Raw genomic sequence first — 22,217 nt, 5'->3', positions numbered from 1 at the left:
TACCATCGACAGACAAACCATAAGTAATGCTCGTAACTTCATCAGAAAACAAAACCTCCTTGAAACGTGATCTGCCGTATTTGGCCGCCTTCGAGAGAATCGAAAGTTCCGAATTGACTCGTGAACTGGTTGCCGGATGCCGCAGAGATATCTCCACTCGGTGCGTTGAACTGCGGATGATTGAAGACGTTCGATATCTGCGTATTGAACTTGAACTTCACACGATTTGTAATCGCTACAGTCTTGCTCAAGGAAACGTGTGTCATATAGAAGTGCTGACTTTCCAGGCTATTCGGCAGTGCATTACCAAAGTGCCCGGTCTGCGGAATGGCGAATGCTGCCGTATTGAACCAATCCGTGACCTTCTTTCCGCCAGGAACATTGTTGGGGTTCCCTACCAGATCAGGCAAGCCACCAAAGGTTCCGGTATTGGAAGGATCTGGCCCATCAAAGGATGGCGAAAACCAGAGACCTGATGCAAGATACGTCAGGACGCTGGTCGACCAGCCACCCACAATGCTGTCCATGAAACGTCCGTCTGTGGCGAGATAGCGGTGCCCCTTGCCAAACGGCAGAGCCCATATCATGCTGGCCGACGCATAGTGCCTGCGCGTCACCCCATCGTTCGTCCAATGACTCAATACGTCATAAGCATTTTGGGTGTCCAGATAGTTGGCCATACTACGTGAGTAAGAGTAGCTTCCGTCGAAGGTGAGGCTTCCGGCACGGCGATTGGCGGCAAACTGCAGCCCATTGAAATGAGTTCCGCCATCGAAGCGAAGCAAATTGACATCCACAATATTCGGATACGGCCTCAGGCTCGCAGTAAACGTCTGCAGGCTTGGCTCGGGCAGGTTCACGTTCAGCGAATAATCGATTCCCGATCCGCGTGATCCCAAATAAGAGGCGCGTAGGCCTATGTGCTTGATCTCATATTCATAGCTGGCACCGAACTGTTGAAGGTGCCCATGACTGATGTTTCGTGGATACCCATTCACACTCTGGCTCGGGACCGAGGCACTGCTCGTGCTGGAAGGGTACGGATTAGGAAAGGAGAGAAGTGGGGCCTGCCCAGGCGTAACCACGTTGTTATAGACCTGGCTAATGCTGAAAGGACCAGTGGACCCGAGCTGCGGATTGATGGGCTCAAAGTTATTGAACGTAGCTCCACCAAGCCGAGTGGTATAGATGCTATATCCCGCATGGATCACCGAGTGATCATTCAGCCTATAAGCGGCACCGATACGAGGAACGAAATCGCTCTTGTCAGAGATAGCTCCAGCACTTCCAGCAGTGACAGGAATGAGGTTGGTTGGATAAAGAGAACTGACCTTTGATAGGCCCGCTGGATCGACGATGATGCCCGCAGAGGAACCAGCAGGAGTTGAAGGATCAAAGTTGTACATCAGATGATCGGTGGAAGTCGGTGTACCGTACAGGTCCCACCGCACGCCGTAGCTTAGGTTTAGCTTATGTGTAACGGTGAATGAGTCTTGCGCGAAAAGACCGTATTCGGTCAGCGTCTGCGTTTGATTGCTAAGAGGGCTGGTCCGTTGGGTCTGCTGGGGAAGGCCTAAGAGGAAGTCCGCATAAGCGTTGCCCGTATAGGTTCCGTTGAACGTCAGAGTTCCATAGTCATTCACAAAACCATAGAAGTTACTGTAGTGTTCGACGTTGCCGCCAAACTTCACGGCATGAAGCCCATGCTGCCAGTCGACAGTATTGTTGAACGTCAGAATATGGTTGTTCGCCTTGACGCCACCAGCCACATCGTCGAGCTGAGTAAGGCCAGAGATGGTGATATTCGGAAATCCCTGACCAGTCGATTGGCTGGGGTTGGATCCTTCCAAACCCATCGTGGATAACACCTGACTTCCGTTTGGAGGAGTGACGCCATGCTCGGGCAATCCATCGACAATGTTGTCCGTCGAGTAGCCGAATCGGAAGTTATTCACAAGCTGCGCAGAAAAGACATGCGTGTCCCCAGCAGCCCACTGCTGATGCTTTCTCTGCCTTGTCCAGATAAGGCTGGGAAGGCCATTATTCAAAACATAGGGCGTCTGCCGCATCAACCAGCGCACAAATAAAGTGTTGTTTTTCGTCAGATTGTGGTCGATACGAGCGATCGGCCAATCGCCCTTATACAGATCGCTGTTGAACGGGAAATAGAACGAATAGTTGTTCACCGGCACGTTCGTATTGACGTTAGGAGCAGGAAGATAGTTGTTCTGAATTGCAGTGGAAACCGAACTGATCCGCGACGTAGGGATTGTGTTATTCGCGAAGGGGAGACCCGTACTAGGGTCGATGATCGTCGTGGAGAAGACACCATTGCGCCAATCAGTGGTAGGAACGTTTGCCTGGTTTTGATTGCCGAGCGGAATGCGTTGCGAGAACCAGCCTCCGAAAAAGAAGGTCCGGTCCCTCCAAACGGGCCCCGTCGCTTCAAGATCCCACTCATGTTGCAGGTATGGAGTCTTGCTGGTATTGAAGTAGCTTGTCGCCTGTAATGCTGAACTAAATATTCTGTAAGTCGCGCGACCGTGGAAGCTATTTGCCCCTCGTTTGGTCACTTGATTGATTTCAATCGGTACTGGACTTTCAGCTGGCGCATTGAAGGTAGTCGCGCTCACTTGCTCAAAAAAGTTGGAATTATTGTTTTGCACGCCTTGCAGATCATTCGAAATTCCATCGAAGGTCTGCGTCTGCTGCGACTGCTGCTCTCCATTGGCAACGAGACTGCCGGCACCGCCCTGCACACCCACAAGCGTTGTCAACTGATTATTCGTGCTTGGATAGATCGTCACCTGCGGCGACTCGTCATGCTGCGCTGCCGTGAACATATCTGTGATGGTTGCGGACTCGGTAGAAATCACTGCGGCACCCGAGTCGACGGTCACTTCATCTACGGCATTTCCAACCGCCATCAGAGGGTCGACGCGCCGGATCTGTCCACCGTCGAGGATGATGTCTTGCGCAACGAATGACTTGAACCCCTTCGCGTTGCTCTGCAATTTATAGGTACCGGGCTTAATTTCATCAAACTCAAAATCACCATTGGCCTGCGAAGTCCCACGCCGGATCACCTGCCCTGTTGACGGCTCCAGGAGCGTGAGCTCCGCCCCCGAGATAACAGCGCCAGAGGAGTCCGCAACTGTTCCCTTAAGGGTGGCATTGATCGATTGTGCAGATACAGGTTGGAGGTACCCGAAAAACAAGAGGAATGCCGCAGCGATCAAAAAGAATGTTCCCTTGATCTGCTGCGAAATGCGGCAATGGGCGATTTCGAGTGACAGAGACATATGGAACCTCCACTAAGGTAATAGAGCAAATTTAATAAATAGGTACAGCCTCAAGATGGATACTTTCGGATAAGGTGGCAGGCTTAATAAATTCCTGATATACGCTTTTCTTTTTTAAAGATAGGCCTGGGCTTTTGCCCAGGCACTAAGAGGGCCCATAGGCAGGATTTCGTCTACATTAGAGCAATAGCAAAAACAGCTCCGCACTAGTTCTGAGGGATTAAGAGAAAGGTATAGATGCGTTTCCCAACTCCCACTACCACAGAATCTTTGCCCCCAACTGACCTGTACGCGGGCTATTAGATTGTCCTCCGGTGAGTATCTTGTTCACCGTTCCGAAGTTCGTATCTGTGGGGTTCATATCCACCTGGCCGTACCAGGTGGGATGATTCAGTACGTTGAACTCCTCCATGCGGAGCTGCATGCTGATCCGCTGGGTAAATTTGAAGTTCTTGGACAGATTGACATCGATCTGCTCCGTCCCAGGTCCGCGAATTTGGTCTGTATAGGGCTGGGCCGTCTTGGGTGCGTAGGGAGCTACCTGCTGCCAGGCAACGCCTCCCGTGCAGGTTGATGCCGTCTGCCCGTTTGTGGTGAAGAGGCTGTAGTAGCCAGGAGTGGTCGGAGTCGCACCATGCCATAACTCAACACACTGATTCACACCCTCATCAATGATGTCCGAGGTACTATGCTTTGGTCCGTGGGCACGAATATTGCCAATAACGTTGTAGCTTTGGTTAAGCCCAACGGGCTGTCCAGTCTCCCAAAACGAGTCAGCCGCCAGTTCCCATCCACCAATAGCGGCATCGAGCGGACGGCTCATGCCGGAGAAGTACTTCATTCCTCGTCCGATCGGAATATTGAACACACTGGTGACTGTGATGCGGTTCTTGCGATCCGTCTGAGCGATGCTGCGCATGGGAATTAGATAAATATCATCGAGATATCCTCCCGATTGCATCGACTTGGACCAGGTCCAGGAACCATTGATCTGTTCCCATCCCAGACGTTGCTGGTAGGTGGTCTGCATCGAGTTGTACCAGGTTCTCCCCCAGTTGTTCTGAGTCTCTTCGATGCTGGTAAATTCCGGGTAAGGATTCGCAAGATAAATTTTGGCAATTTGCGAGGACGTCTCAAAAGAGCCGGTAAATCCTGGTACCCCGTAAAAAGGATTGGTTGCCAGATCTTGGCACTGTCCCTGTGGATATGGGTTCGACGCCGTACCGGTGGTCGCATTGCAGCTCTTGTAGAGTCCAAAGTTTGCGTCGAGATCACTATAGTTTTCGTCGATGCCATAAGCCCGCGTCATAACGTAGCTGATCTCCAGCTTGCCGTCATGGGGCATAATCTGTTGCAGCCCCAAAGATCCATCGATGACTGAGGGAAGCTTGTATTTCGGATTAGCGAACGCGATACCCTGACCAAGATTTGTCGTCAGGCCCAGCGAGGCCCCTGGAATAGCGGGAATTCCATTCGGATAAGGATTGCCAAGATTGTTGGCAAAGTAAGTGCGACCACCATCAGGGGAATTATTGTAAACAGGATTGTAAGAGTATCCAGTTGCGGGAGGCGTATCCGTTGTGTTCATCACAACCCGACCCATGCCGCCGCGAAGAACCGTACCAGGGCGAAGCAACCAGGCGAAGCCCAGACGTGGCTGCCACTTGGTATAGTCTCGCGCCCAAGGCAGGTTGGTTCCAGAAGTGCCAGGAAAGGTGATACCACCCTTCAGCGTGGGAAGGCCTGATCCAGCAGCAACCAAACTATTCACTGGGTTTACGGCGTTGAAGTCGAAACCTGTGTTCAACCAGTTATGGCGCACGGTGGGTGGGCCGTTCAAGTCATAACGGAATCCGAGATTCAAAGTCAGTCTGGGTGTAATCTTCCAGTCATCCTGGATCCAGGGAGCATAGTATCGCGTGTTGTAGTAAGGAAAAACCTCATTTTGTACAGCTACGCTGTTCGGCTGCCCGATCAAAAAATCAAGAACAGCATTTCCGCTAAAACTCTGCGAAAGCTGAGTGCCATTCGGCAAGGATGGAATATCGTTTGAAGCAAGTTGATTCCAGTATTCCGAGGTAGCCTGGCCGTTGGCAGCGATCGCCATCGAGTTGTCACCTTGGTATATCTGATTCAAATGTGAGTTACGGAAGTCGAGCCCAGCGCGGATGTTGTGCCTGCCCTTAGTCCAGGTAATGGTGGGCGCTATGCTGTACGTGTCATCCGGCATGTAATAAAAATCTCTCGACATGGCAAGCCAACTGTTATAGCCATTGCCGGTAGCCGTGGGCTGCTGCTGCATGTTGAAGTTAATCGTCGGGAAACCAACCTTAAGAGGAAGCTCACTCACCAGAGCGGAGGAGAAACCAAGCTGCGTGGGATCATAGCTCAGGTCGGCAGCAGGAGGACCATCCGTTCTCCAATAGCGCTGATAGCTGAAGTGCACGTCAGAGATCAGGTTGCTGCGCCAGGTATGCTCCCAGTCGATGCCGGCGTTCATGTGGTATTCGGTAAAGGTACTGCCATCAAACCATTCGGGAGCGCTCTTCGGTGAATCCCACGACTCCGAAGGGTTGTAGCTGCGAATCCAGCTACCCGACAGATGGTCTTTGCTACCGATAATCTGGTCGATCTTCAAGACGTAGTTCTGAGAACTGTTGGTGCTCGGAATCGTATCCACCCAGATCTGCTCCCAGGGCAATTCGTTGGGAAACCGGATCGACGTGGGCGGTGCCGCGCCGAGCATCAGCTTCACCGCATTCACGGCAATGGGGTTGAATCTGCTTGGGTCGATCTGATTGTACTGTCCAGCTGAATTCTGGAAGATCTGCCGGGTTGGGTTGGCCGTGGTCGCGCTAGAGGGATCAAAGACGGGCATCAAAGCGCCTGATGCATCCACAAAGTTGGAAAAGTCTCCCTGGAGCCATGCCGCATTTGGAATGTCATACGTTTGAAAATTGGGGAGCACCTCTTTGAACCGTTCAAAATTGAACATGAAGAAGGTCTTGTCGCGTCCGTGATAGATATGCGGAATATAAACAGGGCCAGCTACTTCGAAACCGTACTGATCTTCGGTGTGCGCGGGCCGGTTCAGACCCGCATAGTTATTGGCCCAGCTATTGGCATCCATATAACCGCGTTTGCCGAACTCGTATACGGAGCCGTGCAGATCCTTCGTTCCGGATTTCAACTCCATACTCACTACGCCGCCGGCCGTGCGGCCATACTGCGCGTCGTATGGATTGGTAACAACCTTGAACTCCTGAATAGCATCGACGGAGGGGATGGTCGAAGGCCCACTGGCGGAGTACCAGGGAGTTGAGTTATTCGGCATTCCATCGATGGTGTATTCGGTGTTCTGCGTCGGGGTACCGTTGACCGTATAGAAGGAGACGTTGTACATGTTGTTCGGCGTGCCTTCGCTGCCGGTGCCGGCTTCATTGGTCACGCCAGGAACGAAATCCAGCAGCGATAGCGGATTGCGGCCATTCAGGGGCATCTGGGTGATGGTTTTGTTGTCCACCACAAAGCCGCGATCAGCCTTTTCCGAATCGAGACCGATCTGATAACTCTCGCTGTCGACCGTCACCTCCTGTGATTCAGAACCAACCTGAAGCACGAAGTTTGCCGTCTGCGTCTGAGAGATCGTCAGCACCACAGGCGGATAGATCGCCTTCTTGAATCCAGGAGCTTCCGCGGAGACCTCCAGTTTTTGCCCAGGATGCAGAAAGGACACGACGTAGACGCCGGCAGAATTGCTCTGCACTGTCGTTACTTCCCCAGTGTCTAGATTGCGAACGCTTACGGTTGCTTTCGGAATTACCGCTTTTGAAGCGTCGGTAACGCTGCCTGTGACGGTCGCACGATACTCCTGTCCTCGACAGGGCATGCTCAAAATCATCGCTACGAAAGCAATAACAACGGAAACGGGGAAAAAGGTTTTACGCATCTGTTGGGTCTACCCTTTGGCGCGAGAAACGATATAACACGCAATAAAAAGATTGGAAACGGTTAACGAGGATATATACGAAACGAAATAGGCTGTCAAGGAATTTCCTTACAGATTTTTTAAGATCTCGTGTGTAAACCGTAAAAATCTTCAGAAATCATTGAATTTTATAGGTTTTCGTTTCAGACCAGAGGAGGGGGAAACATCCCGAAGGAGGGGCTCAGGACCCACAGCTTCGCCGCCAAACATCCTCTTCCGCATGCTTACGAACATGGTCGAAGTTTGGGAGTTGGCTAATAACCGTAATCAGGGGAGATTGCGGATTTGTCTTCAGGTCAGCGGAAGTTGGGGAGCTTCGCGAGACTCAGAGGTGCACCAGCGCCAACATCAGCAATTACTGATTGCTGGGTGACTGCTGCGTAGCTGGAGCATTTGGGGCAACCGGCAGCGTATAGATGACCTCGCCCGCGCGCGTGTAGTGAAGCTCCTCGCGGGCTTGGTGCTCAATGGCACCAGGGTCGTTCTGCAGGCGATCCACATGTCCGCGCAGGCGTTCGTTCTCGGTCTGCAGCACCTGCATCTGCTGCTGCAAAGACTTGGCTAATTCGCGCTTGCGCTGGAAGGCTGTGAGCCCGTTATTACCGAAGATAACGTCATACCCCATCATCAGGGCCAGAACACCGACCGCTACAGTAGCCACCCTGCGCCGCCAGCCATAGACACGTTCGCGCGCCGTTCCAGCAACCGTTTGCCAGCGCGGAATGTGTTCGGATTGTCCATGGACTGCCATCACGAGGCCCTTTAGCTACTACATCTAAACCATTACAAGTATGGCGTATTGCAACGGATGGTGCTTCCACAAGCAAACGAAGGAACCACACTTGTTACATCTTTCTGGGACTTCTTGAGAAGCACCGGACGGCCTTGAAGCCTCTCGTCACCCTCGACGGCCACCGAAAAGCCTCCAGGAAATCCTTCCGAAGGAACATCCCTTAGCGATCGGAAGAGGCAATGGAAGGAAAAGCAAAAACCGATACACCGGCCCAGCGTCCCCGTCTTTGTTATCCTTAGCAAGGCTCATGCATGTCCTCTTTGCCATCTCGATCCTGGCGTTGATAGCTCTTTTGTGGGCCACCATTTCGATCGCACAGTACATCCGTCGGACAGGTCTCCGCCGGCGCCCAGGACGCCTGGTAGACAGCACACCTCCGGCCACGCAAGACCATAGCCCAGAGCACTACAGAGAGGACTAATCCTATGCAAACCGCACTCACCCAGCCCACAGCGTCCCACTCGCTCTCCGGTTTTGCGGCGACCCTGCCCGGCAAGCTATTGATCGGGCTCGCGGCGGCAACCGTCGTAGCCGCTGCGTCGCACATGTCAATCCCTCTGCCCTTCACGCCGGTTCCGCTGACCCTGCAGCCGCTCGCGGTTCTGGGAGTTGGCCTCGCGCTGGGGCCCGTCGCCGGATTCTTTGCCATGCTGGCCTACCTGGCTGAGGGCGCCCTCGGACTTCCTGTCTTCAGCCCCACCGGCCTCGGCGGCGTCGCACAGCTCTTCGGCCCCACGGGCGGCTACCTGCTCGCGTATCCCTTTGTCGCTGCAATCGCGGGTGGCCTCACGCGCCTGCTCTCCACCAGGACGCCGCGCTTTCTCGCCGCCGTGGTCGGCTGCTCTGCCGCCGTCGCCCTGCTCTACGCCTCCGGCGCGGGCTGGCTGATGGTGTTAGCGCATCTTTCTCTCAATCAGGGTTGGGCAGCGGGTATCGCGCCCTTCCTTTCTGGCGAAGCCATTAAGATTCTGGCAGCAGCCAGCATCTACAGTGCTCTCGCTCGCACATCACGCAACTGATTCTTCCGGCTCCTTCGACAGCATCACCCGAGGGATCCGTTACGATCGACCTCACCATCAGCAAGGACAGAATGACCTCCGCATCAACTGCAATTCACGACATCAGCATCGCCCATAGCCCCGACTCCGACGACGCGTTCATGTTTTACGGACTCGCAACCAACAAAGTGCGCGTCCCCGGCTATCGCTTCAACCACACTCTCACCGACATCGAGACGCTCAATCGCAAGGCGATGAACGAGCAGTTCTACGACGTCACCGCCATCAGCTTCCACGCCTATCCCTACCTGCAGGAGCACTACACCCTGATGGCTTGCGGCGGCTCTGTCGGCGAGAACTACGGCCCCATGATCGTCGCCTCAAAGGCCTACACGCTCGACGAGGTCAAGAAGCTTCGCATCGCCGTTCCCGGCACACTGACCACGGCCTATCTCACGCTCAAGCTATTCGCCCCCGAGATTGAAACCGTCACCGTCGACTTCGACAAGATCATTCCCGCCGTGGTGGCAGGCGAGTTCGACGCCGGCCTCATCATCCATGAGGGCCAGCTCACCTACACGCGCGACGGCCTCAAGAAGATCCTCGACCTCGGCGTCTGGTGGCGCGAGCAGACAGGTCTCCCCTTGCCCTTAGGCGGTAATGCTATCCGCCGCTCTCTGGGCACAGAGGTTCAGCTCATCACAACCAATGCCCTGCGCGACAGCATTCAGCACGCGCTCGACCACCGCGAAGCAGCGCTCGAATACGCCATGCAGTTCGCCCGCGATCTCGATCCCGCGCTGGCCAACCGCTTCGTAGGCATGTACGTCAACGAGCGGACGCTGAACTACGGCGAAGACGGCCGCGAGGCCATTCGCAAGATCCTCGACATGGGCTACGAGCGCGGCATCATTCCGCACAAGTCCAACGTAGACTTCGTCGGCTAATTTTCGTGTACGAGTTGCGAGCCAGAAGGCTCGCAACTCGTAACTCGAACTTGGAAATCCGAAGCAACTGCCCTTCAATCAAAGCAAGTGGCTGCATCTCTTTCCACACAATCGAAAACGCAAAATATCGCGCCGGATCGTGATATACTTTTCTTCGTGCGGTGATGTTCTCCCGCGCATTCCTTAGCGAGCCAAAATGTTCGCTCTTCACTCTCCCGGAGTGAAGTTCAAGGCTTGGACGCGTAGCTCAGCTGGTAGAGCATTCGACTCTTAATCGACTGGTCGTAGGTTCGATCCCTACCGCGTCCACCACTTTTTTCCCCAATCTCTGAAGCACTTACCGTTACCGGTTTGTTTGCTCCTACGATGCGTTTTCCAAAACCTGATCGACCTTTTTTCGCTGGTTGATCGCAGTCCGCAGTGGTTCCATTTCCTGGTGCGCCTTCCGCTGCTGGTTGGTGATGGGTGTGGTATCGACGAGTGTTGCTTTCATCTTGTCAGTCGGGAGGATGTGCAGAAGATGCATGGGCGGCTTCTCGGACGGGGCGAGAGATTCCTCGTAGTCGCGTGATTCGATAAACGTCGTCACCCGGGGATGGATTGGTGCTATGTGGAATCTGGGAAAATTCCAAGTCTCTCCCGTTGGCTTCAAGCGCTGCTATGGTCTAGCGGCGTCATGCCGGTTCATCTGGCCGCCGTCGAAAAAGTGGTGACGCACCATACTCCTGGCGAGCAGAAAAAGCATCGCCGTCAAGACGACAACTAACAGGAGCTTTACAAATCCAAGCCAAGGAGAGTTTGGACCCTCAGGACCAGTACGATTTCGATTTGCTGTCATCTGAACGCCCTTCCACCAAGTCAGACGGCAACCGCGGGACTTTGGTTTGTATGATCCGTTGTTTCCGTCATCTCCGTCAATTGACCAGACAGTCCATCAGGTTTCTTGGATAGTGGAAGATGGAAAATGAGATTCTGCAACGAACTTACTTCTCCGTTCGGTGTGTAGATTGCCGATAAATCAGGCGTAATACCAATATTTGAAACGATTATGCCCACATCTGCAGGAGCGACAACTTGACGTATAACCGCCTCAACCCGCTCTTAATAACCCGAGAATTCCTCTGTACGAAGGTCCTCTTCATCTACCTTGGCGGTCAACAGCAGCTTTCGCATGGAAGTCACCATCTCCGGTGGTCCCGCGACGTAATAGACAGGTCTTATCGTGTGGGGAAGATGCCGCGATAGCATTGCTGCATCGACCAACCCTGTCTCTCCGGCCCATGTTTGATGGGACGTCTCCATCTTGGTCATAGTGGCTATGAAATGAAAGTGCGGGTATTGCGCACCCAATTCTTTCAGGAGGTCGAGAAATGGAGCATCCTCCGGTCTGCGGTTGGAATTGATCAGATAGATCTCGCGCTTCGATTTGTCGTTCACCGCCTGGCGAACGATGCTCAGAAAAGGTGTAATCCCGATACCACCGGTAAGGAAGACTGCCGGCCTGGTTGCATCCTTGTGGAGCGTCAGCGATCCGTCCGGGCCTACGATGTCAACCTCCAAGCCGGGGCGTGCCTTGCGCAATATGCGTTTGAATGCCGTGTCTCTCATACGCGTGGCAATCATGAGCTGATCATCAAAGGGTGAACTTGCGATCGAAAACGTTCTGACATTGCCTTCCGCGTCTGTTTCTGGCGGGTCAATCAGGGTGATATCTATGGTCTGTCCCGCTTGGAACTCAAATGCGGCAGGCCGGGTGAAGTGAAACGCCATCGTTCCTTCCGCAACTTCTTCGGCTTTTGTGAGCTTGATTCTGTGCCCCGGCATCGAAAACCTCCACGCGGAGAGAACGCTATCTCCCTTGGATGCGGTCCAATGGATGATCGGCAGTCTTCACGAATCGGCTAATCGGGATATAGCAGACGAGGGTGTCTGCAGGTATGAATGTCTGTCGTTAGCCGAGAAACTCTGAAATTCGCCTACTGGTACTGTCAGCGGCGCGTAGGGTCCGCCGAAGTGAAGGCCGACACTCAACTGCCGAGCGATCCAGGCATACACAATATTCATCGCCGTCATCCGTTAACACTTGTAGCGGCTTCCATCAAGCGCATAGGGGATCCATGTCCGGACTATCCAGTTTCCTTTCGAGCGCAATAGAAAAATTCCTCTTTCATCCAATGATGGTCACCGAATCCGAAGTTATCGGCAGCCGTTTTAGGCTGATACGCATGCAAGGGGAGAAATTCAAGGGCGTGCGGTGGACGCCGGGACAAGCCGTACAGATATACCTCGGGAATTTGACGAAGCGGGCCTACACTCCTATGGATTTGGACCCTGAGGCGGGATCTGCTCGCTTTCTCTTCTATCTACATGGCGGAGGACCAGGCTCTGCATGGGCCGCAACTCTCAAAACTGGCGATATCTGCCAGGTGATGCGGCCAAAAGATTCACTCGATTTCACGGCATTCAAAGAGCCAGTACTGTTCTTTGGTGATGAGACTTCTCTAGCGGCCGCTCAAGCCTTTCACCGCTGCACGAAGAATGCTTTGAGATTCCTATTAGAAGTCACCTCTCCGCCAGAGGTGGAGATTGCGACGGCGAAGTTGGGGCTTGAGAATATTGCGCTATTTGAAAAAACCCACGACGGCTCTCACCTGGAGAAGATCGTTACGAGGCTGGTCGAGGATGCATCCACGCTGGGGTCGCCGCAGTGGGTCTTTACTGGGCAGGCGCGGTCAATTCAAAGCATTCGAAAGCGCTTAAGAGCGGCAGGCATCGAACCTTCAAATAGTAAGGTGAGGGCCTACTGGTCTCCGGGAAAAACCGGCATGGATTGATACGCAGCTCAAACTCTCGAATGGCCCCCATAGCTCACGTAGCAGCCTATGAGGGCCCATTTCGGCGAAGATGGATCGTCCCGATCAGAAAAGAGCTTTTAATGAAAGCTGTATCTGTCGAGGGCTGTTCTGCTGATTTGCACCCACCGTCCCGTATCCCGACCAAGCGCCCGGAGCATTTGGATCTGCGACATTATTATTCCGCGTCAACGGGTCGGTGACATTCCCTGTGTTGGGCCCGCCGAAGATAGGTGTATTCGTAAGATTGAAAGCCTCTGCTTTGAATTGAAGCTTTATGTCGTTGGTGATATTGAAACGCTTTTCCACGCCCAAGGACGTTTGTTGAGCCCAGGGGGTGCGGACCACACCAGTGTTAGGCATCGCCGTTATGGCGGTGTACTGGGCTAAGGGTGTGAAGCAACTCGGCTGAGTGCCATTCGTAAAGGCGTTATAGTTATCAGAGTTATTCAGATAGCTGTAATAGGTCTTATGTGCAGGACGAATATTGTAGGGTCCGCCACAGTTGTAGACATAGGTATTGGGATAACCGATTGGCTGGCCACCATCGTTCTGAAATATCCAGTCCAACTGCCAACTGTCGAGAGCCTGTCCCAAAAGGCCATGAGCGTTGCTGGCAATGAGACCATCCTTGCCGATGGGCAAGGTGTAGAGACCGCTGAAGGAAAAGTCCCAACCGCGGTCGTAGGGGTCAATATGGTACGTCGGATTGACGTCTACCAAGCTATCCTGACTATCGTTGAGCCTGTCCGTCGCCGTCATCATCTTGGACCAAGTGAACGAAGCTAGAACGCTCAGACCCTTCATCAGAACGTTTGAGTTCGTGAGGCGCTTCTCAAATTTCGCCTGCAACGAGTTGTAGTTGCTGTATCCCTGCGGATCGGCATAGTCGGCGACATAGTCGAACTCGGGAAATGGAACTAGTAGCCTTACGGCCGAAATCGTCTGGCTGCTACCGAGCGTGGTGGCTGGTCCCGCAATACCGTAAAAAGGATTCTGAACCTGAGCATTGTATTTGCCTGGGTTCACATGCGCATCCGCGAACTCTGCAGGGGTAATGGAGTTCAACTGGATGGTGGAGCGAAGCCGAGTCGTATGGGCTCCGACATATTCAAGGTCCCACACAGACTGAAATGGGCCCGCCCCTTGGAACCCAAAGGAATACGACTGCACGCGAGGAATCCTCCGATCGCGCTGATCATATTGAACCCCATTCCCAATACCCGATTCCAACCCCTGGGAATTGCCCGGAGGAGGCGTAAAGCCGTTAGGATACGGATTACCCGTGCCGAAATAACCACTTGGCGTCAGGCCACCGTTAAGGGAGGCAGTATAGCCTGTTGTTTCTTGCCAGGTAGACTGTGCGCCTAGTTCGACGCCGAGTGCTGAACTCAGCCCCCAGCCGCCACGTACAACTAGCTTGTCCCCCAAAGCGTACGACACGCCAACCTTGGGCAGCAGGCTACCCCAGTAGTTTTGGTAAGCAGTGAAGTTACCATTCGCAAACTGTAATCCTCCCAAAATCGGATTAGGGAGAGAGGCAGCAGCACCAGAGTAATCCAGTTGATTACTAACCGGATTGACGCATGTCGTACAGAAACCTGCCGTCAAGCGATTATTGCGGTCACGCGGCGAACTCTCAGTCTCCCATCGCAGACCGAGATTGATCGTCAGGTTGTGAAGAATCTTCCAATCATCTTGTGCGTAGGCTGCATAGTAGTTGTAGCTCTCGTAAGCGGTCAGGAAGTCGTCCACAGAGCCGCTGTCAGGTACCCCTAGTAGGAGTTCCGCTATACCGTCTCCGTCTCCAACATTGTTGAATGGATCCTTTTGCGTGTATTGGCTCGCGAAGGAGAAGTTCCCGTTGGGTTGTCCGTCGCCCCCAGGTATGTCGTGGAATAGCATAAAATCTGCGCCGTAATGCAAGTTGTGGCGCCCTAACACCTGATTCACAGAAGGCGCCAATTCATAGGTCTCATACATATTTGGATTGACGGTATTTCCGATAATGTTCGCAGTGCAACAGTTGGAGATACCAATCTCCGGAGCATATCGGTTGGATGTCGTCGGAATCTGGGGCATGCTTAGCCCTAGACTCTCCGCTGTAAGACTGTTATCGAGACCAGCAGCAAGCGCGCCGTCGTAGCTGGTATTCAATGCTCGATTATAGGAAGCGCGAATGTCTCCGAAGAGCGTTGACGTAAACGTATGAGTCAAATCGAGGACCTGTGTCAAGCTCGACTTGTAGTTATTGATATTTCCCTGCGCAATTCCACCTGGCAGACCGGACGAATTACTGTCTGATGTACCTGACCACCACGCGAACATCCCATACATGCGGGTTCTGTCGCTGAACGCATAGTCAACGCGAACGATCGGCTGGTTGTACTGGAACCGGCCGGGATTATCCCCAATATAGTTGTTGCTATAGGTATTACCCGGAACATTGGGATGAGGCCAGAGCTTCAAGATATTGAGGCCGATCTGACTGATTCTGTTCGCCGGAATCGTATTGTTTGGGAACGGATTCCTCGCGTAACTCTCACATGGATTCTGACCTGGGACGACGCAGTGTGTTGTCAGAGGATCATAGATATTGTGTCCACTGGTGTTCGCTAGATAATTTGTCAGATTCACACTGCCATCCGGTCCCGGCAACATGTCCGGAGTTACAGTACCCGTTACAACGGCCACCGGATACACTTCCCGCCACCCTTCATAGCTACCAAAGAAGTAGAGCTTCTTATGGAGAATAGGTCCACCAACGGTGCCACCAAACTGGTGCTGATTGTGAAATGCTCTACTCTGCCCCTGTTGATTCAACTGATAATAATTCGCATCCAAGATTGAATTGCGCCAGAAGTCATAGACCGTCCCGTGGAATTGGTCAGTTCCGCTCTTGAGAACGGTATTGACGGTTCCACCTGCCTCGCGGCCGTACTGAGCGTCATAGGTATTGGTCATCACCTTGAACTCTTCGACAGCATCGACGCTGGGCGAGATGTTCCAAGTTCCCGAACCGCCTCCTCCCTGCTGTGAAACCGAGGCACCGTTCAAAGAGAACTGATTGTAGTTCCCTGATTGCCCATTGATGGAATATGCATTGCTCTCGTCCTGCCCGGTGGCCTGTTGTGCACCCGTAGTGGCATAGTTTTTTACCCCAGGAACAAGAGATAAAAGTCCATAGACTTGGCGGCCATTCAAAGGAAGATTTTGGACCTTCTCCGGATCCATTACGGTTCCACCAGACGCATCATCTGTATTGAGCCCCACGGCATCAGCAGAAACTACTACTGATTCGGAGACGCCACCAACTTGCAGAGCGAAGTTCAGATTGATCTTTGAAGAGACTTCGATATTAATATTGCTTTTCGTAACCTCGCCAAAGTCCGGGGCCTTGGCAGATACCCGGTACACGCCCAATTGAAGATAGGGAATTGTGTATTCCCCGTTGGCACTTGTCACAGCATGATACGTCTGCTGCGGACCGACGGCAGTGATCGCAGCTTTGGGTATTACCGCTCCTGATTGATCCGTTACCCGTCCGGAGATTGTGCCTCGATATTCCTGAGCCTCACTACATACCGAGAGAAAGAACGTTAACAGGCAAATTCCGAAGAAGAGACGCTGTCGCAGATTTGACATTAGCTTAGGCATTGCTGACCTCTGAAATGGATGTATTGAGTCGGTGGAGCTCTCTCTATCGACTGGACTGTTAGGGATCATCGTCACAGTCGGAAACATAGGCCCTGAGGTGTTCGGAGATCTCAGTTAAATTCACAGCACTCTGCAGGCCGAGGCACAGTCGCAGCTACCTGAACCCATAACCCCATCGATCTTTTGTGAGAGTTAAATGGGCTTCGCCCACTCTCGCTTCTTTCACGCAAATCTCAGAGGGTCAACACGATGAGTCTTTCTCAAGAAGTCGAAGCGGCATATCCTCGTTTGAGGCCCGCTCCAACACCCCTTTAGAGGGGCAAAACATGCACGCTACCAACACAAATCACTGAACTCGTGCTTTCCCGTCTGATTGGGGCATTGATCGCGCAGCAATCATTGCCGGATCTCAGCAATTGCTGGAACCACGACTGATTCGAATCGAATTAGCCAAGAAGACGGAGTGCGACATCGACGCACCGGCCTGTACCTAGGCATTTACCAGGGATGCGCAGCGCAAACTCTCAACTACGCTCAAACGTCACTGACATCCCATACCATGAATGGGATGCCGATGGGTTTTGCCCACTCAAACGTGAACCACAGTCCGACACTGGATTTGCGGCGACCAATGAAAGCTACGATCCCAGGGGTTCGTTGTAAACTCCGAATTCGGTAATGCCAGGCGGTAACGTCGAGCCAGACAATACCAACCGAATACGCTCCGCACTGATCCGTTGGAACTGATGCAGTTGGAATGTATTCCCACCTTTTCCTATTGCGAGATCGGACCATGAGCCGTCATGCCAACGCTGCACTCGATAGCTGTCGATTCGGCTCTTCGCCCCAGAGTCCGAGTCGTAGCGGGACTCCACGATCGAAACGGTATTGAATGCGACCGATTGATCAAAGTCAATCTCGAGCCAGCCTGACGTCTGCCCTTCATCGCACATCCAGGAACTTCGAAAGTTGTTGTCATTCGCGAGATCAGGGCCGGACGTGTCGGCACTGCTGCTGGCAAAAGAACGCTTGGCAAACGCCAGATTCGGAGTCGTGATCTGGATGGAGGCGGCTATTTTCGGGGAAGGACCGGGGTTCTTCCAAAGCTTGCCAATCTCCTCAAGCCTCGCAATTGCGTTTGGATCAAATCGCCCGTCCCGGTTCGGAGCAACATTCAGGATGAGATTGCAATGTCCTTGATTGAACGGAATCAGCCACTCCTCGACAATCTGCTTGGCTGGCGTAAGTTCTTGTTTAGGATAATCGGACTTCCAAAACCATTCGCTCTGCAACGTAGTACCGGACTGCGATGGAACCAGGCTGTCAGCTGGAATCTTCTGGCCGGCGTGTTGTTCGTACTCCTTGATATCTGAGTAATAGAGAGCGGGGCCCGGATACTGGCCCGCATTGTGGTCAGAGACCAGACAATTGGGCTGAAGGCTCTTTATATGATCATAGATTGTCCTAAAGGGAAGTTGATCGTAGTGCAAGCGCGCCCAACCACAGTCCCACCCATCGAAGATCAACATCGTGATCTCTCCGTAGTTGGTCAGAAGCTCTGTTAGCTGGGTTTTAATCAGATCGATCTTCTGCGATGTGATCTGATACGGACGGATGTCAGCCCTCAGATCGAGAATAGAGAGGTAGAGGCAAACTTTCAGCCCGCGCTTTCGAAAGGAATCCGTATAGGAACGCACAATGTCATGCGGGAAGGAAGAATCCTTGACACTTGGGCTGCTGGTCTTTGTGGGCCAGAGACAAAAACCGTCATGGTGTTTCGTCGTCAAACATCCATATCCCATATTCGCGGAGGCGGCCGCCTCTGCCCACTGATCCGTGTCCAGACGAGCTGGATTGAACAACTTCGGGGACGCCTTTGGGTCGCCCCACTCACGCTCCTCAAAGGTAGCCATGTTCAAGTGAATGAACATCCCGAAACGCAAGTCCAGAAACTTCTGCTGCAGATCTAACAACGGCTCTCGCATCTGAGTCGGAGAGGACAAAGCGTCCAATCTGTGCGCGCCTCCTAGCAAGGTCGCAGCTGTCATGAGCCCATAGTTGAATTCTCTTCGGCTGATCGTCACTCAATTCTCCTTGCGGCAAAGGGGCCGTCCCGTTATGCATTACTGTTAGCAAAGAACGTCTGCCATTGCGGCGCTAGCCGAATCACGATAGAGCGACCCGAGGCGATCTGTCAGTCAAGCGGCACTGGCGTTCACTTCAAAAGATGATCTTTGCAGCGATTTGAAGCTTGCGAGCATCATTGGCAGTACTGGAGATCACTCCGAAGGTCGAAGGGGTAGAAAGATCGGTTCCGGGTGTACCCAAGATGACACTGTTGGTTGCGTTGAACGCTTCCCCTCTGAGTTCAAAGCGTGCCGACCTATAAACAGGAAATTGCCGGAAAACAGAGAGGTCAAGGTTCCAGAAACCCTGCTGACGCAGAGAATTTCGCCCAACGTTTCCATAGGTGTACTGGACGGGGGCGACGAAAGCAGCAGTGTTGAACCACTCGTCTTTTGACTGATGTGCCGGTTTCGGGTTGCCGACAAGGTTCGGCCTTTCGTATCCTTCATTCCCAATGTTGGCGATATCCGGATCAAGATTGAGACTGAAATTTTGGCCAGAGTGCGCGCTGAAGATAGCATTCCCCTGCCAGCCGCCGAGTGCATAATCCGCCAATCTGTTGCCCGTCGAAAAGCGCTTGCCACGGCCGACCGGCGCCTCGTAGTTGACGTTTGCGGTGAACTGTTGTGGAAGATCGAATGCAGAGACGCTGCGGTCGCCGCGGATGTTGTACGGGTTTTGGACATTAGTGCCTTCAACGCCGAAATAACCCGACGATCCTTCATCAATCGATTTACTCCAGGTGTAAGAGATTTGATAGGCGAGGCCACCTTCAAAGCGCCGGCTCAAAGCAATCTGCAAAGCGTTATACGTTCCCTTTCCGATGGAGCGATCATAGTTGCTGGCAATCATGTAAGGGTATAGCGATCTCGCACTTGGATCTCCGGGTCCGGGTGTGACGGCTGTGTTGTAGTAGGTCCCAACATCCAAACGATGTGATTCCGACCCCACATAATTGAGTGAGAGGTTCATATTTTGGGTCAACTGCTGCTCGATTCCGAGGTTGTATTGTTCGGAATAGGGGTTCCGGATATTCGGATCTACGTAGTAGTTCGCATTTGACGGAGTGAACGGAGTACTGGCAGGTAGATCGGAGGCACTCGCGCCGAGAAACGGATTTTGCCCGGTCACTGTTGGAAGTAGGCTTGTGCCGCTAGGCAGATTGAGGCTCTGAACGGATTGAGTTCCTATATCCGGCCAAGAGCCTTGATAATTCTGCGCGAGTTGAATGGCAGCCGCCCAATTATCGAAGATGATCCCAAAACCCACGTGAATCACGAGGCGTGGGTTGACACGGTATATTGCACCGATACGGGGGCCGAAGTTCGTCTTCGTGTCATGCAGTATTCGCCTATTAGGACTTACGACGACATGCGCTGGCAGAACACCTCCCGGTATACATGGGGCGTGCCCGCGATCCTCACAGGAAGGAGGAAGCTGTTGGACGATGTAGGTGCCATTGTCGAAGTCCATGTCTCCGGTCTCGATGCTGCCCTGCGTTCCGACTGAACTCTCCGTTCCATAGCCAGGGATGAAGGTGCGATCATAGCGAAGCCCAGCGTTGACCGTTAGTTTCTCCGTGACGCGCATCTGATCTTGTACATAGAATCCCATGATGCCGCCCGGTCGCTCCGCGATGTTCACGTTACGGCGGTAGGCGTTATCCGGAACATCGAGCAAGAAGGAGGCGAGGGCGCTTCCCGTGGTGCCAAGATTGTTAGGATCGGCCGTCTGTTGAGGTGCAAATCCAACCTGTCCGTAGAGTTGCTTTTCTGTATGCCCCAGGCTGTTCCACTCTCCGCCAGCCTGGAGGACATGCCTCCCAATGCTCTTCGTTACATCGCTCTTGTACTGCCAGGTGGTCGAGAGATCGGGGGAAGGAGCGGACGATTCCCCGCCGCTGAAGAAGCCATTGACACCTATCTGTGGCATCAGTTGAATGCCACCAACATATCCCGCGATCGCGGGAGTCGCTCCGTATGTCCCGATGACATTTGGGATAGAGAAGCGACTCTCGCTATCGTAACCAAGGTGAGAACGCGCGAATTGGGCCTGCAGGCTGAGTGAAGGGCCGAAAACGTGCATCCAACTCGCTCCATAGTTCTGACCTGGCTCACTGAGGGTTTGCGTAATGCTGGGAAGGCCTCCTGGCGTCGTTTCATTCAAACGCTCCGCGCTGTAGCGAAACCAAACGAAGTCGTGATCCCCAAAGTTATGGTCGATCCTGACGGTATAGTTTTCTTGCTGCTGCTTGTTCGACTCTGTATTGATAGCGTTATATTGCGGCGCACTGGGTATGAAGATCGGGGACGGCAGAACCAACTTTGCATAGGCAACCGCTCTTGGATCAATCTCTGAGGGCGTAATTTGGTTATTTGCATAAGCTGTCCGGAGAAATTGGCCAGGGTTTGCGGGATCGGGTCGAGTCGACGAGGGATCATAGATCTGCGTAGGCACCGCACTTAGATCGCCGCTGAGTTCTGTGGAGGTAGGAACAATAAAAAAGCTATTTGCAGGTTGGCTGAAGAGAAAACCCTCGGCTGCCACAAAGAAAAAAGTGTTCTTGCGCAGTCCTGCCAGTTTAGGGAGTATCACCGGTCCGCCGAGCGAACCGCCAAACTGGTTCTGTCGAAGCGGCGTAACAGAGCTCAGAAATGGATTGCGCGCATCGAAAAAGTCGTTGCGTAAATACTCCCAGGCAGAGCCATGGAAGTGCTGCGTCCCAGATTTAGTTACGACATTGACGATACCGCCCGTTACACCGCCATATTGTGCCTGATCTGGATGAGAAAGGACCTTGAACTCTTGAATCGCATCAATAATCGGGGCGACGGTGTAGGTGTTGTACCAGCTGTTCTCATCGTTCAAGCCGTCCACCATGAAAAAGTTGCTACGATTCGTCTGCCCATTTACCGCAGGAAATGTGAATGCCGAACCAAAGGTAGTGGGCGTCCGATCTCCGCTTCCATTCTGGGCCACGCTGATCGGCGAGGCGCCGGGCGTGAGCGAAAGTAATTGAGTGAAGTTACGCCCATTCAGAGGCAGGTCCGTCACTTCCCTACTCCCGATGACTGTGCCCAACTGGGAGCTGCCGGTTTCGAGCGTCTGTCCTTCCGCTTGCACTGAGACGGTCTCATTGACGGCTCCGACCGTCATCGTTATGTCAATGGTGCTCGTTTGGCTAACAACGAGCGTGAAGCCACCGCTGCTAAACGTAGCGAACCCGGTCTTCGTCGCTTGTAAGGTATATGGTCCCGGAGGGACTGCGGGAAGGTTATAGCTCCCACTGTCGTTGGAGGTCGCCGCGCGCTCCACGCCCGTCGACGCATTCTTCAGCACAATCCGCGCGCCTGGCACGACGGCGCCGCTCGCGTCCTTGACTCCTCCCGTAACCGATGCGGAGGAAAGCTGGGCAGATGCAGATGGGTTCCAGATCTGGCTCACCAGCACAATGAACGAGAGGAAGAGTGCCAATTTAGCGCAAGTGGGCCTGCTACACGAAGTGCTCACGATTATGACCTCTACAAGGAAGCGTTGATGGGAACGGAGTCAA

Annotated in this window: 11 protein-coding genes and 1 tRNA gene; 4 read left to right on the top strand and 8 right to left on the bottom strand. The window is 53.2% G+C overall.

Annotation, left to right across the window (positions count from 1 at the left end):
• Positions 1 to 41 precede the first annotated feature (41 nt).
• The 3 genes from GSQ91_RS05400 to GSQ91_RS05390 form a co-directional block, all read right to left on the bottom strand.
• The gene (locus GSQ91_RS05400) at positions 42 to 3,302 is read right to left on the bottom strand and encodes a carboxypeptidase-like regulatory domain-containing protein (RefSeq protein WP_158820236.1); all 3,261 of its coding nucleotides are present in this window, start codon (positions 3,300 to 3,302) and stop codon (positions 42 to 44) included.
• A 256-nt stretch (positions 3,303 to 3,558) separates the two neighbouring features.
• On the bottom strand, positions 3,559 to 7,191 hold the full coding sequence (locus GSQ91_RS05395; protein ID WP_158820235.1) for a carboxypeptidase regulatory-like domain-containing protein: 3,633 nt from the start codon (positions 7,189 to 7,191) through the stop codon (positions 3,559 to 3,561).
• A gap of 454 nt (positions 7,192 to 7,645) precedes the next feature.
• Complete coding sequence (locus GSQ91_RS05390) at positions 7,646 to 8,041, bottom strand: septum formation initiator family protein (protein ID WP_158820234.1); 396 nt, start codon at positions 8,039 to 8,041, stop codon at positions 7,646 to 7,648.
• A gap of 467 nt (positions 8,042 to 8,508) precedes the next feature.
• On the opposite strand from GSQ91_RS05390, the gene GSQ91_RS05385 reads away from it, so the two are divergent.
• From GSQ91_RS05385 to GSQ91_RS05375, 3 genes are all read left to right on the top strand, one after another.
• Positions 8,509 to 9,102, top strand: a complete 594-nt coding sequence (locus tag GSQ91_RS05385) for a biotin transporter BioY (protein WP_158820233.1) — start codon at positions 8,509 to 8,511, stop codon at positions 9,100 to 9,102.
• Positions 9,103 to 9,173: 71 nt separating this feature from the next.
• Positions 9,174 to 10,028: a menaquinone biosynthesis family protein gene (locus GSQ91_RS05380; RefSeq protein ID WP_158820232.1), complete on the top strand. Its 855-nt coding sequence runs from the start codon at positions 9,174 to 9,176 to the stop codon at positions 10,026 to 10,028.
• A gap of 236 nt (positions 10,029 to 10,264) precedes the next feature.
• Positions 10,265 to 10,340, top strand: a tRNA-Lys gene (locus tag GSQ91_RS05375).
• Between the two features lie 49 nt (positions 10,341 to 10,389).
• Here GSQ91_RS05375 and GSQ91_RS25660 read toward each other — a convergent pair.
• Together GSQ91_RS25660 and GSQ91_RS05365 are read right to left on the bottom strand one after the other, a co-directional pair.
• Positions 10,390 to 10,554 (bottom strand): hypothetical protein, encoded by a 165-nt coding sequence (locus GSQ91_RS25660; RefSeq protein WP_216845067.1) that lies wholly within the window; start codon positions 10,552 to 10,554, stop codon positions 10,390 to 10,392.
• Between the two features lie 575 nt (positions 10,555 to 11,129).
• Entirely contained in the window at positions 11,130 to 11,852 is a 723-nt protein-coding gene (locus GSQ91_RS05365; RefSeq protein WP_158820231.1) for a ferredoxin--NADP reductase, read from the bottom strand.
• A 293-nt stretch (positions 11,853 to 12,145) separates the two neighbouring features.
• Between GSQ91_RS05365 and GSQ91_RS05360 the strand changes: the two genes are divergently transcribed.
• Positions 12,146 to 12,862: a siderophore-interacting protein gene (locus GSQ91_RS05360; protein WP_158820230.1), complete on the top strand. Its 717-nt coding sequence runs from the start codon at positions 12,146 to 12,148 to the stop codon at positions 12,860 to 12,862.
• Positions 12,863 to 12,946: 84 nt separating this feature from the next.
• Here the strand turns inward: GSQ91_RS05360 and GSQ91_RS05355 are convergent, their stop codons facing one another.
• The 3 genes from GSQ91_RS05355 to GSQ91_RS05345 all read right to left on the bottom strand — a co-directional run bounded on the left by GSQ91_RS05355 (position 12,947) and on the right by GSQ91_RS05345 (position 22,174).
• Positions 12,947 to 16,537 carry a TonB-dependent receptor domain-containing protein gene (locus tag GSQ91_RS05355; RefSeq protein ID WP_158820229.1) on the bottom strand — a complete coding sequence of 1,197 codons (3,591 nt, stop codon included), beginning with the start codon at positions 16,535 to 16,537 and terminating at the stop codon, positions 12,947 to 12,949.
• A 638-nt stretch (positions 16,538 to 17,175) separates the two neighbouring features.
• The gene (locus GSQ91_RS05350; protein WP_158820228.1) at positions 17,176 to 18,621 is read right to left on the bottom strand and encodes an alpha-L-fucosidase; all 1,446 of its coding nucleotides are present in this window, start codon (positions 18,619 to 18,621) and stop codon (positions 17,176 to 17,178) included.
• A 136-nt stretch (positions 18,622 to 18,757) separates the two neighbouring features.
• Positions 18,758 to 22,174 (bottom strand): TonB-dependent receptor, encoded by a 3,417-nt coding sequence (locus GSQ91_RS05345; RefSeq protein ID WP_158820227.1) that lies wholly within the window; start codon positions 22,172 to 22,174, stop codon positions 18,758 to 18,760.
• Positions 22,175 to 22,217 lie beyond the last annotated feature (43 nt).

This window comes from Granulicella sp. S156, assembly GCF_009766105.1.
In the GTDB taxonomy this organism is placed as follows: domain Bacteria; phylum Acidobacteriota; class Terriglobia; order Terriglobales; family Acidobacteriaceae; genus Granulicella.
Note: the sequence above shows the minus strand (reverse complement) of the source record. Positions and strands in the feature narration are given on the sequence as shown.

Coding starts and splice junctions, on each gene's coding strand:
- GSQ91_RS05355 (WP_158820229.1), bottom strand. CDS start 16,537: ATGCCTAAGCTAATGTCAAATCTGCGACAGCGTCTCTTCTTCGGAATT.
- GSQ91_RS05390 (WP_158820234.1), bottom strand. CDS start 8,041: ATGGCAGTCCATGGACAATCCGAACACATTCCGCGCTGGCAAACGGTT.
- GSQ91_RS05385 (WP_158820233.1), top strand. CDS start 8,509: ATGCAAACCGCACTCACCCAGCCCACAGCGTCCCACTCGCTCTCCGGT.
- GSQ91_RS05365 (WP_158820231.1), bottom strand. CDS start 11,852: ATGCCGGGGCACAGAATCAAGCTCACAAAAGCCGAAGAAGTTGCGGAA.
- GSQ91_RS05400 (WP_158820236.1), bottom strand. CDS start 3,302: ATGTCTCTGTCACTCGAAATCGCCCATTGCCGCATTTCGCAGCAGATC.
- GSQ91_RS05395 (WP_158820235.1), bottom strand. CDS start 7,191: ATGCCCTGTCGAGGACAGGAGTATCGTGCGACCGTCACAGGCAGCGTT.
- GSQ91_RS25660 (WP_216845067.1), bottom strand. CDS start 10,554: ATGCATCTTCTGCACATCCTCCCGACTGACAAGATGAAAGCAACACTC.
- GSQ91_RS05360 (WP_158820230.1), top strand. CDS start 12,146: ATGTCCGGACTATCCAGTTTCCTTTCGAGCGCAATAGAAAAATTCCTC.
- GSQ91_RS05380 (WP_158820232.1), top strand. CDS start 9,174: ATGACCTCCGCATCAACTGCAATTCACGACATCAGCATCGCCCATAGC.